Source organism: Pseudomonas sp. REP124 (assembly GCF_020164475.1).
In the GTDB taxonomy this organism is placed as follows: Bacteria; Pseudomonadota; Gammaproteobacteria; order Pseudomonadales; family Pseudomonadaceae; genus Aquipseudomonas.
In genome coordinates this window covers 20,263-32,284 of record NZ_JAIQWX010000066.1, presented here as the reverse complement: position 1 = coordinate 32,284, position 12,022 = coordinate 20,263, and the positions used below count along the sequence as shown (strand labels likewise).

Genomic DNA, 12,022 nt, shown 5'->3' with positions numbered 1-12,022 from the left:
CATCCAACATCAATGTCGCCTGACCTGACGCCTTCGCGGGCAAGCCCGCTCCCACAAGGTCCTGCGGCGATCACAAAACCCGCAAACACCACCAACCCCTGTAGGAGCGAGCTTGCTCGCGAAGAGGCCGGCACATCCAACATCAATGTCGCCTGACCTGACGCCTTCGCGGGCAAGCCCGCTCCCACAGGTCCTGCGGCGCTCAAAAAATCTGCCAACACCACCAACCCCTGTAGGAGCGAGCTTGCTCGCGATGGTCGTCAACGATGACGCTGGCTGCCTGATACCCCTCGGCGTTCCTGCCTCCATCGCGAGCGTGCTCGCTCCTACAGGGGACGGTTTTGCCTGAAAAACCAACCATTCATCCCAAAGCGATACAAAAATACATACGACACGATATTTTCTGTTTGATATTAATTTCTGTATCGCTTATAAAGTTCTCCATGCCCTCGAAATGCCCCTGAACAAAAAAGAGGCCGGAGACCGAAATGTACGCACAGCTTGTAGAAACCGGAGTCAAGCGCATCAAGGAACTGTCGGAAATGTCCGAACAGGAACGCGCCTTCCAGGAAAAAATCGATTCAGAAATCAAGATCGAAGCCAAGAACTGGATGCCAGATGCCTACCGACAGACCCTGATTCGGCAGATTTCCCAGCACGCTCACTCCGAGATCGTCGGCATGCTGCCCGAAGGCAATTGGGTGACCCGCGCCCCCTCGCTCAAGCGCAAGCTGCAACTGATGGCGAAGATCCAGGACGAAGCCGGTCACGGCCTGTACCTGTACAGCGCCATGGAAACCCTGGGCGCCGATCGCGATACAGAAATCGACAAGTTGCACACCGGCAAAGCCAAGTATTCGAGCATCTTCAACTACCCGACGCTGAACTGGGCCGACATGGGCGCGGTGGGCTGGCTGGTGGATGGCGCGGCGATCGTCAACCAGGTGGTGCTGCAGCGCACCTCCTATGGTCCGTACTCGCGGGCGATGATCCGTATCTGCAAGGAAGAGAGCTTCCACCAGCGCCAGGGCTACGAAATCCTCCTGACCATGATGCGTCACGGTACCCAGGCGCAGAAGGACATGGTCCAGGACGCGATCAACCGTCTGTGGTGGCCGTCGCTGATGATGTTCGGCCCGAGCGACGAACACTCGCCGAACAGCGCGCAATCCATGGCCTGGAAAATCAAGCGCCAGAGCAACGACGAACTGCGCCAGCGCTTCATCGACCAGACCATCCCGCAACTGGAACTGTTGGGCTGCACCTGCCCTGACCCGGACCTGAAGTGGAACGCCGAGCGTGGCCACTACGACTTCGGCGAAATCCAGTGGGACGAATTCTACGAAGTGCTCAAGGGCAACGGCCCGTGCAACACCGAACGCGTCGCCACCCGCCGCAAGGCGATTGAAGACGGTGCCTGGGTACGCGAAGCCGCTGTCGCCCACGCCCGCAAAAAACAAAACAAGAACGCCGCCTGATCCGGCCACCTGATGTGGAGTAACTGAAATGTCCGAGTGGACCCTCTTCGAAGTCTTCGTGCGCAGCAAGCACGGCCTTAACCACAAGCACGTGGGCAGCGTGCATGCCGCCGACACCACCATGGCCATCGAGAACGCGCGCGAGCTCTACACCCGTCGCAGCGAAGGCGTGAGCCTGTGGGTGGTGCCGTCGGCGCTGATCACCGCGTCCTCGCCGGATGAAAAAGACCCGCTGTTCGACCCGTCGGACGACAAGGTCTACCGCCATGCCAGCTTCTACGAGCTGCCGGCCGAAGTCGGGCACATGTGAGGTCGACCATGAATAACAAGACCGATCTGATCGAATACCTGCTGCGCCTGGGCGACAGCGCCCTGATCCAGGGTCAGCGCCTGTGCCAGTGGTGCGGCAAGGCCCCGGCGCTGGAAGAAGAGCTGGCGCTGATGAACGTCGGCCTCGACCTCGTCGGCCAGGCCCGCAACTGGCTCGAATACGCCGCCGAGCTGCTGGACGATGGTCGCGACGCCGATCACCTGGCGTTCCGCCGCGACGAGCGTGCCTATCGCAACCTGCTGCTGGTGGAACAACCCAACGGCGACTATGCGGTGACCATCCTCAAGCAGTTCCTGTACGACGCCTGGCACCTGCAAGTGCTCACCGGCCTGACCCAGTCGAGCGATGAGCGCGTCGCCGGGATCGCCGCCAAGGCCGTCAAGGAAGTCACCTATCATCTGCGCCGCTCCAGCGAATGGGTCGAGCGTCTGGGCGACGGCACCGAGGAAAGCCACAAGCGCATGCTCGCGGCCATCCCGGAAGTCTGGCGTTTCACCGTGGAACTGCTCGCCGCCGATGACAGCGAACAGCGCCTGTGCGCCGCCGGCATCACCCCGGATATCGCAACTGTCGGTGCTGCATGGCAGGCCAAGGTCGAAGCGATTTTCGCCAGCGCCACCCTGCCCGTCCCGGCGGCTGCGAGCTACTTCTACCTGAACGCACGCAAGGGTCTGCACACCGAACACCTGGGCATCCTGCTGGCTGAAATGCAGTTCCTGCCACGAGCGTACCCCGATGCAACCTGGTGATCTGATCGCCAGCGACCTCGGCGCCCGGCCGGCTCAACCGACCGACCTGGCATCCGCCTGGGCGATCCTGCGCGAAGTCATGGACCCGGAAGTGCCGGTGGTCAGCGTCGTCGACCTGGGGATCGTGCGCGATCTGGACTGGCAGGCCGGTCACTTGCACGTGGTGGTCACGCCGACCTACTCGGGCTGCCCGGCCACCGAGGTGATCGAAAGCGATATCCGCGACGCGCTGGAACTCGCGGGCTTCAAAGCGCCGCAACTGGAGCGCCGCCTGACCCCGGCCTGGACCACCGACTGGATCAGCACCAGCGGCCGTGAGCGCCTGCGCGCCTACGGCATCGCGCCGCCCGAGGGCAGCACCAGCAAACGCAGCCTGCTCGGTGAGAGCCCGGTGGTGATCTGCCCGCAATGCGGCAGCGCCCACACCGAGGTGCTCAGCGAGTTTGGTTCCACCGCGTGCAAGGCGCTGTATCGCTGCGTCGACTGCCGGGAACCGTTCGACTATTTCAAGTGCATCTGAGCGGCGATCGGCCGTCCCAGCTGGAGAACAAGAATGAGTAAATTTCACAGCCTGACCATCAAGGACGTGCGCACCGAGACCCGTGACGCGGTGTCCATCGCCTTCGAGATTCCTCAGGATTTGCAGGACAGTTTCCACTTCACCCAGGGCCAGCACCTGGTGATGCGCACCCAGATGGACGGCGAAGAAGTGCGCCGTTCGTACTCGATCTGCACCGGCGTCAACGACGGTGAACTGCGTATCGCGGTGAAACGCGTGGCCGGCGGGCGTTTCTCCGCCTTTGCCAACGAACGACTGAAAGCCGGGCATACCTTGGAAGTCATGCCACCGGCCGGGCATTTCAGCGTCGAACTGGACCCGGCTCGCCACGGCAACTACCTGGCCGTCGCCGCTGGCAGCGGCATCACGCCGATCCTGTCGATCATCAAGACCACCCTGGAAACCGAGCCCCACAGCCGCGTCACCCTGCTGTACGGCAACCGTTCCAGCTCCGGCGCCCTGTTTCGCGAACAGCTGGAAGACCTGAAAAACCGCTACCTGCAACGCCTGAACCTGATCTTCGTGTTCAGCCGCGAGCAGCAGGATGTGGACCTGTACAACGGCCGGATCAACGCCGAGAAATGCGAGCAGCTGTTCACTCGCTGGCTCGACGTGAAAGCCCTCGATGCCGCGTTCATCTGCGGCCCGCAGGAAATGACCGAGACCGTGCGTGACAGCCTGAAAGCCAAGGGCATGGCGTCGGATCGGATTCATTTCGAGCTGTTCGCCGTCGCCGGCAGCCAGCAGAAACGCGAAGCCCGCGAGGCCGCCCGCCAGATCGATTCGGCGGTCAGCCAGATCACCGTGATCAGCGACGGCCGCGCCCTGGCCTTCGACCTGCCGCGCAACAGCCAGAGCATCCTCGACGCCGGCAACGCCCAGGGCGCCGAACTGCCCTACTCCTGCAAGGCCGGCGTGTGCTCGACCTGCAAGTGCAAGGTCATCGAAGGCGAAGTGGAAATGGACAGCAACCACGCCCTGGAAGACTACGAAGTCGCCGCCGGCTACGTCCTGTCCTGCCAGGCGTTCCCGATCAGCGACAAGGTTGTGCTGGATTTCGATCAGCTCTGACTCGATCCCCTGTAGGAGCGAGCACGCTCGCGATGGTCGCCAACGATAACGCTGGCAGCCTGACACCCCGCGGTGTCCCGTCCTCCATCGCGAGCAAGCTCGCTCCTACAGGGGACCGCGCTTTACCTGTAGGAGCGAGGCTTGCCCGCGAAGAGGCCAGCACATTCAACATTGATGCTGCCTGACATACCGCCTTCGCGGGCAAGCCTCGCTCCTACAACCGCTACATCCCACAACAAAAACAAGAGAACGTGCCATGACCCCACAAGACATAGAACTCATCCACCAGCACCCCGATTTCATCCAACTGGTGCGCCGCAAGCAGAAGCTCTACTGGTCGCTGTCGCTGATCATGCTGGTGATTTATTTCGGTTTTGTCCTGTTGGTGGCGTTCTCTCCGGCCACCCTCGGCCAGTCCCTGAGCGGTGGCGTAACCACCGTGGGCATGTTGGTGGGTGTGGTGATGGTGGTATTGGCTTTCGCATTGACCGGTTTCTACGTCTATCGCGCCAACAACGTGATCGACCCGCTCAACGACAAACTCAAGCAGGAGTGCGCCCGATGAGCCGCCTTCTTGCACTGTTCCTGCTGCCTCTGGCCGTGGTCACTGACCTCGCGGTTGCCGCCGAAGGCGCCGCACGCCCGTTGAACTGGAACGCCATCGGCATGTTCCTGGTGTTCGTGCTGTTCACCCTCGGCGTCACCCGCTGGGCCGCCTTGCGCACCCGCTCGGCCAGCGACTTCTACACCGCCGGCGGCGGCATGACCGGCTTCCAGAACGGCCTGGCGATTGCCGGCGACATGATCTCCGCCGCGTCATTCCTCGGCATCTCCGCGATGATGTTCCTCAACGGCTACGACGGTCTGCTCTACGCCCTGGGCGTCCTGGCCGGCTGGCCGATCATCCTGTTCCTGATCGCCGAACGCCTGCGCAACCTGGGCAAATACACCTTTGCCGACGTGGTCTCCTATCGCCTGGAACAGACCCCGGTGCGCCTGACCTCGGCCTTCGGCACCCTCACCGTGGCGCTGATGTACCTGGTGGCGCAGATGGTCGGCGCCGGCAAGCTGATTGAATTGCTGTTCGGCATCGACTACCTCTACGCGGTGATGCTGGTCGGCGTATTGATGGTGTTCTACGTGACTTTCGGCGGCATGCTCGCCACCACCTGGGTGCAGATCATCAAGGCGGTGATGCTGCTGTTCGGCACCAGCTTCATGGCGTTCATGGTGCTCAAGCATTTCGGTTTCAGCACCGAAGCGATGTTCGCCGGCGCCACCGAAGTGCACGCCAAGGGCGCGGCGATCATGGCGCCGGGCGGCCTGTTGTCCAATCCGATCGACGCGATTTCCCTCGGCCTGGGCATGATGTTCGGCACCGCCGGCCTGCCGCATATCCTCATGCGTTTCTTCACCGTCAGCGACGCCAAGGAAGCGCGTAAAAGCGTGTTCTACGCCACCGGTTTCATCGGCTATTTCTACCTGCTGCTGATCGTCGTCGGCTTCGGCGCCATCGTCATGGTCGGCACCGATCCGTCCTACCGCGACGCCAGCGGCGCGATCATCGGCGGCGGCAACATGGTCGCCGTGCATCTGGCCCAGGCAGTGGGCGGCAACCTGTTCCTCGGCTTCATTTCGGCGGTGGCCTTCGCCACCATCCTGGCGGTGGTGGCGGGCCTTGCGCTGTCCGGCGCCTCGGCGGTGTCCCACGACCTGTATGCCTGCGTGATCCGCAAGGGCCAGGCGAGCGAGCAACAGGAAATGCGCGTGTCGCGTATCGCCACCCTGTGCATCGGCGTGCTGGCGATCATCCTCGGCCTGCTGTTCGAATCGCAGAACATTGCCTTCCTGTCCGGTCTGGTGCTGGCGATTGCCGCCTCGGTGAATTTCCCGGTGCTGTTCCTTTCGATGTACTGGAAAGGCCTGACCACCCGTGGCGCGGTGCTGGGCAGCCTGGCTGGCCTGGTTTCGGCGATTGTGCTGCTGGTGCTGAGCCCGGCGGTGTGGGTCAACGTCATGCACCACGACAAGGCGCTGTTCCCGTATTCCAACCCGGCGCTGTTTTCCATGAGCCTGGCCTTCTCCAGCGCCTGGCTGTTCTCGGTCACCGACCGTTCGCCACGGGCCGCCCTCGAGCGCGGCCGTTACCTGGCGCAGTTCATTCGTTCCATGACCGGCATCGGCGCTTCGGGCGCCAGCCAGCACTGATCATCCATTTGACAGGCGCGGCTAAAACCCGCGCCAGACACTGACCATACCCGGAGCAATCCTGATGTCCTCTTCTCCTACACTGCAAAGCTTCATCGCCGGTCGCTGGATCGGCCAACAAGGCGCGCAAATCCTGCGCAGCGCCATCGACGGCCATGAAATCGCCCGCACCCACGAAGAGCGTCCGGACTTCGCCGAAGCCATCGAACACGGCCGTCGCCAAGGCGTCAGCGGCCTGATGGCGCTGGACTTCCAGCAACGTGCCCAACGTCTCAAGGCCCTGGCCCTGTACCTGGCCGAACGCAAGGAACAGCTCTACGCGATCTCCCACCACAGCGGCGCGACCCGTGCCGACAGCTGGATCGACATCGAAGGCGGCAACAGCACCCTGTTCACCTACGCGGGTCTGGGCTCGCGCGAGCTGCCATCGGGCAACGTGGTCCACGAAGGCCCGGCGATGCAACTGAGCAAAATGGGCACCTTCGCCGGTACCCACATCCTGGTGCCGCGCGGTGGCGTGGCGGTGCACATCAACGCCTTCAACTTCCCGATCTGGGGCATGCTGGAAAAGTTCGCGCCGAGCTTCCTCGCCGGCATGCCGTGCATCGTCAAACCCGCCAGCGCCACCAGCTATCTGACTGAAGCCGTGGTGCGTCTGATGGACGAATCCGGCCTGTTGCCGGCGGGTAGCCTGCAACTGATCATCGGTGGCACCGGCGACTTGCTCGACCGCCTGCAAGGCCAGGACGTGGTGACTTTCACCGGTTCCGCCGACACCGCCGCCAAGCTGCGCGTCAACCCGAACCTGATTCGCAATTCGGTGCCGTTCACCGCCGAAGCCGACTCGCTGAACTGCGCGATCCTCGCCCCGGACGTCACCCCGGACGACGAAGAATTCGAGCTGTTCATTAAGGAGGTGGCCAAGGAAATGACCACCAAGGCCGGGCAGAAATGCACCGCCATCCGCCGCGCCATCGTCCCGGCCAAGCACATCGACGCCGTCGCCACGCGCCTGCGTGATCGCCTGGCCAAGGTGGTGGTCGGCGACCCTTCGGTGGAAGGCGTGCGCATGGGTGCGCTGGCTTCTCACGATCAGCAGAAAGACGTGTCCGAGCGCCTGGAAGCGCTGTTGCAGAGCAGCGACATGCTATTCGGCGCCCGTGACGGTTTCGAACCACGCGGCGAGAACGTCGACAAGGGCGCGTTCTTCGCCCCGACCCTGTTGCAGGCCCGCGATCCGCACGCCGAAGGTGGCGCACATGACATCGAGGCGTTCGGTCCGGTCAGCACCCTGATGGCCTACGACGATCTGGATGAAGCCCTGGCACTGGCCGCGCGCGGCAAAGGCAGCCTGGTGGCGAGCCTGGTGACCAAGGATCCAGCGATTGCAGCCAAAGCCATTCCAGTCGCCGCTGCCCTGCACGGCCGTCTGCTGGTGCTGGATCGCAACTGCGCCGGCGAATCCACCGGCCACGGTTCGCCGCTGCCGCAACTCAAGCACGGCGGTCCGGGTCGTGCCGGCGGTGGTGAGGAGCTGGGCGGTCTGCGCGCGGTGAAACACTACCTGCAACGCGCCGCGGTACAGGGTTCGCCAACCATGCTGGCAGCGGTCACCGGCGAATACGTGCGTGGCGCCAAGGTCATCGAAACCGAAGTGCACCCGTTCCGTCGCTACTTCCAGGACCTGCAGATCGGCGAGTCGCTGCTGACCCACCGCCGCACCGTCACCGAAGCGGACCTGGTGAACTTCGGCTGCCTGTCGGGCGACCACTTCTACATGCACTTCGACGACATCGCGGCCAAGGAATCGCAATTCGGCAAGCGCATCGCCCACGGCTACTTCGTCCTGTCGGCCGCAGCCGGGCTTTTCGTTTCGCCAGCGCCTGGACCGGTCCTGGCCAACTATGGCCTCGACACCCTGCGCTTCATCAACCCGGTCGGCATCGGCGACACCATCCAGGCCCGCCTGACCTGCAAACGCAAAATCGACCAGGGCAAAAAGAGCCCGCAAGGCATTCCGCAAGGGGTGGTGGCGTGGGATGTGGAAGTCACCAACCAGCTGGGTGAGTTGGTGGCCAGCTATGACATTTTGACGTTGGTGGTAAAGCGCGAGGATTGATCACAGCCTTGTGATCACCTCGATCAAGAGTGGGAGCGGGCTTGCTCGCGAAGGCGGTGTGTCAGGCGATGTAAAAGTTGACTGATACGGCCCCTTCGCGAGCAAGCCCGCTCCCACATGGGTTTCTGGTTGGCTGCAGATTTTGTGCCCGACCGATGGACAACTGTGGGAGCGAGCCTGCTCGCGATGGGGTCTTCACATTCAATGGAGCTGGTGAATGTGAGGCAGCCATCGCGGGCAAGCCCGCTCCCACAGGGACTTTGGTTGGTTGCCGAACCTGCGTACACCCGCTGAATCTGTGGGAGCGGGCTTGCCCGCCCATTTCTTTCAGCGAAAATGTTGGATGTGCCGCCGCCATCGCGAGCAGGCTCGCTTCCACAAAAGTGTCCCCACTGCCATTCACCCACACCCTCCGCAGAAAAAACCATCCGTCATCGAAGAAATGTCTGACTGTTTATCCGTATCCATTTGGATACAGTCGAGCAATGAACTGAGGCCATTGGAAAAGGAGGTTTAACCATGAGCCAGACTTTGACGACTTTCGACATGGCGGCTCTGCTCGACAGTGATGAGGCCATCAGTGAATACCTGTCCCAGGTGCTGGCAGATGGGGACAATGAGGAATTTCTTCGGGCCGTCGGGCATGTAGTGAAGGCTCGGGGTATGACGCAGGTTGCCAAGGATTCCGGGATGGGTCGCGAGAGTCTGTACAAGGCCTTCGCGCCAGGGGCGAAGCCGCGGTTTCAGACGGTTTTGAAAGTGATTCATGCGCTGGGGATCGATCTGTATGCGCAGCCGGGGCATGTCATCAATCACTCGAATTCTTGAGTGAAGCCAATTTCTTATCGCGAGCAGGCTCGCTCCCACAGTGATTTTTGGTTGATCACAGATTTTGTGCCCGACTGATGACTACCGTGGGAGCGGGCTTGCTCGCGAAGGCGGTGTGTCAGGCAATGCAAATGTTGACTGACACGGCCTCTTCGCGAGCAAGCCCGCTCCCACATGGGTTTCTGGTTGGCCGCAGATTCACCGCCAATTCCTGTAGGAGCGAGGCTTGCCCGCGAAGGCGGTGTGTCAGGCGCCATCAGTGTCGGATGTGCTGGCGCCTTCGCGGGCAAGCCTCGCTCCTACAAGGGAACGGGGTCAGTGCTTTCGCAACCACTCAATAAACAACGCAAACAACTCCGACTGCGACCCCACTTCCAGCTTCAGATACAGATTCTTGCGATGCATGCGCACCGTCTCAGGGGAGATGTTCATCTGGCTGGCGGTGGATTTGACCGAGTGGCCACGCAGCACCATGTGCGCCACTTCGCGCTCGCGTTCGGTGAGCAAATCGGCGCCGAACTGTTCGAACGCCGATTGCACCCGATGCTTGAGGTCGTCGCGCAGGTTCTGTTCGCTGTCGCACTGGATCGCGCTGTTGCGCAGCATGCCGCGGTGGCTGAATTCGCTGACGAATTCGCGCACCAGCGGTTCCACGGCCCGCAGCAGGTTCAGGTGTTCGACCCGCAGGCATTCACCGCCGAAACCCTGGTACAGGCTGACGGAGATCTTGGTGTCATTGCCGGTGTCGACGATGTAGTAGCTGTCTTCCGAACAGCCCGCGTTGAGGTAGTAGGTCTTGTAGTAATCACTGTCGAAGAAGTTGTCCGGAGCGATTTCCTCCAGGTGGTAGAAGCCTTGCGCCAGGCCCTGCTCCACCGCCAGGCAGAACGGGTCGAGCAGATAGCCGCCGGAAAAATAGCGTTCCAGAATCGACACCTGATACTCCTGGGCGACTCCGCGCTGATGCAGCAACTGCGGCGGGCGGTCCTTGCGTTCCAGGCTGATCATCATCGATTCGATGGACACCAGCTGGGCCAGCGCCGACGCGAGGTATTGCAGGGCGTCGGGCTCGTCGATATGGGCGAATGCCTCGCGCATTCCCCCATGCCATTTGTGCAATGCCCCGAAGGGCATCGCGATCAGCGTATCGTCGTCGGGTTTATTCATGCCCCGCAGCATAGCGGGAGAACGAGCCCTTGGTAACAGCCTGACCGATGAAGTCATTGGCCGGCGTACTGGCCGCTCGCCTGAAGCTCGGCCGCCACTTCCAGGATGCACTCACGCAGGATCTCGACGATCTCGTCCACCTGTACATACGTCAGGATCAGCGGCGGCGACATCACGTTCAGGTGCATGATCGGCCGTACCAGCAAGCCCCGAGCCTGGGCGCGGGAGTGGATTTTCTCGCCGATGTTGATCGAGTCGTCGAACAGCGCCTTGGTGCGCTTGTCGGCCACGAACTCCACGCAGGCCATCAGTTTCAGGCAGCGCACGTCGCCCACCAACGGCAGGTCGCGCAAAGTCCCCAGACGCTGTTCCAGATAGCCGCCGACATCGTCGACATGGGCCAGCAGGTTTTCCCGCTCGATGATCTCGATGTTCTTCAGCGCCGCGGTGCAGCACACCGGATGGCCGCTGTAGGTGAAGCCGTGGGTGAAGCAGCGCCCGGTGCCCGGCTCGGCGATGACCTTCCAGATGCGGTCGGAAAAGATGCACGCGCCCAGCGGCAGATAGGCCGAGGTCAGGCCCTTGGCGGTGGTGATGATGTCCGGCTGCACGTCGAACACGTCCTTGGAGGCGAAGAACTTGCCCAGGCGCCCGAACGAGGTCACCACTTCGTCGGCGACGAACAGGATGTCGTAGCGCTGGCAGACTTCCCACATGCGCTTGAGGTAGCCCTTGGGCGGAATGATCACCCCGCCCGAGCCCATCACCGGCTCAGCGAAGAAGCCGGCGACCTTGTCTGCGCCAATCGACAAAATCTTGTCTTCGAATTCCTTGACCAGAAACTCGAGGAACTGCGCCTCGTCCATGCCCTCCGGCGCCCGGTACGGGTTGGGGTTGGAGACGTGGTGGATCAGCGGGTTGACGTAATCGAATTCCGGCACCCGGTCGGCGGCCTTGTTGCCGATCGACATGGTCAGAGTGGTGGAGCCGTGATAGGCGTTGAAGCGCGCGATGATGTGCTTCTTCTCGGTCTTGCCGCGGCAGTTCTGGTAGTACTGGATCAGGCGGTAGGCGGTGTCGACCGCGGTAGAGCCACCGGTGGTCAGGAACACATGGTCGAGATCGCCGGGAGCCAGGCTGGCGAGTTTTTCGCAGAGCTGGATCGCCACGTTGTTCGACATGTCGGAAAACGGGTTCGAATAGGCCAGCTGCCGCACCTGATCGGCGATGGCTTCGGCCATCTCTTCGCGACCCAGGCCGATGTTGGTGCACCACATGCCGCCCACGGCATCGAGGAAGCGGTTGCCCTCGGTGTCGGTAATGTACGCGCCGTCGCCGGCAACGATGTTCAGCGAACCCTGTTCGGCGTGCTCGTCGAACATGTGGTAGCCGTGCATGTGGTGGGCCTTGTCGGCCTTGACCAGGGCGGCTGCTTCAGCCTTGGAGAACACTTTACTGACGGGGGTAGCCTTGATTGGAGTAGCCATACAAAAACCTCAAACTGAACAAATT

General features: G+C 62.1%; 11 protein-coding genes. 9 read left to right on the top strand and 2 right to left on the bottom strand.

Annotation, left to right across the window (positions count from 1 at the left end):
- The first annotated feature begins 488 nt into the window (after positions 1 to 488).
- From paaA to K9857_RS17075, 9 genes are all read left to right on the top strand, one after another.
- Positions 489 to 1,478, top strand: a complete 990-nt coding sequence (gene paaA, locus K9857_RS17115) for a 1,2-phenylacetyl-CoA epoxidase subunit PaaA (protein ID WP_224537698.1) — start codon at positions 489 to 491, stop codon at positions 1,476 to 1,478.
- A gap of 28 nt (positions 1,479 to 1,506) precedes the next feature.
- Positions 1,507 to 1,788, top strand: a complete 282-nt coding sequence (gene paaB, locus K9857_RS17110; RefSeq protein ID WP_007943393.1) for a 1,2-phenylacetyl-CoA epoxidase subunit PaaB — start codon at positions 1,507 to 1,509, stop codon at positions 1,786 to 1,788.
- Positions 1,789 to 1,796: 8 nt separating this feature from the next.
- Positions 1,797 to 2,558 carry a 1,2-phenylacetyl-CoA epoxidase subunit PaaC gene (gene paaC / locus K9857_RS17105; protein ID WP_224537696.1) on the top strand — a complete coding sequence of 254 codons (762 nt, stop codon included), beginning with the start codon at positions 1,797 to 1,799 and terminating at the stop codon, positions 2,556 to 2,558.
- A complete protein-coding gene (gene paaD, locus K9857_RS17100) occupies positions 2,545 to 3,078 on the top strand; it encodes a 1,2-phenylacetyl-CoA epoxidase subunit PaaD (protein ID WP_224537695.1) in 534 nt (177 codons plus the stop codon). The genes paaC and paaD overlap by 14 nt, the downstream gene beginning before the upstream one ends.
- A 33-nt stretch (positions 3,079 to 3,111) precedes the next feature.
- Positions 3,112 to 4,188, top strand: a complete 1,077-nt coding sequence (paaE, locus tag K9857_RS17095; protein WP_224537693.1) for a 1,2-phenylacetyl-CoA epoxidase subunit PaaE — start codon at positions 3,112 to 3,114, stop codon at positions 4,186 to 4,188.
- A 256-nt stretch (positions 4,189 to 4,444) separates the two neighbouring features.
- Positions 4,445 to 4,753, top strand: coding sequence for a DUF485 domain-containing protein (locus K9857_RS17090; protein WP_224537691.1), 309 nt, complete (start codon positions 4,445 to 4,447; stop codon positions 4,751 to 4,753).
- A complete protein-coding gene (locus K9857_RS17085; RefSeq protein ID WP_224537689.1) occupies positions 4,750 to 6,396 on the top strand; it encodes a cation acetate symporter in 1,647 nt (548 codons plus the stop codon). The genes K9857_RS17090 and K9857_RS17085 overlap by 4 nt, the downstream gene beginning before the upstream one ends.
- A gap of 64 nt (positions 6,397 to 6,460) precedes the next feature.
- On the top strand, positions 6,461 to 8,515 hold the full coding sequence (paaZ, locus tag K9857_RS17080) for a phenylacetic acid degradation bifunctional protein PaaZ (protein WP_224537687.1): 2,055 nt from the start codon (positions 6,461 to 6,463) through the stop codon (positions 8,513 to 8,515).
- 519 nt (positions 8,516 to 9,034) lie between these two features.
- On the top strand, positions 9,035 to 9,343 hold the full coding sequence (locus K9857_RS17075) for an addiction module antidote protein (RefSeq protein ID WP_224537685.1): 309 nt from the start codon (positions 9,035 to 9,037) through the stop codon (positions 9,341 to 9,343).
- Positions 9,344 to 9,658: 315 nt separating this feature from the next.
- Here K9857_RS17075 and K9857_RS17070 read toward each other — a convergent pair whose 3' ends face one another.
- A complete protein-coding gene (locus tag K9857_RS17070; protein ID WP_224537684.1) occupies positions 9,659 to 10,567 on the bottom strand; it encodes a helix-turn-helix domain-containing protein in 909 nt (302 codons plus the stop codon).
- A complete protein-coding gene (locus K9857_RS17065; protein WP_224537682.1) occupies positions 10,564 to 11,997 on the bottom strand; it encodes an aminotransferase in 1,434 nt (477 codons plus the stop codon). The genes K9857_RS17070 and K9857_RS17065 overlap by 4 nt, the downstream gene beginning before the upstream one ends.
- Positions 11,998 to 12,022 lie beyond the last annotated feature (25 nt).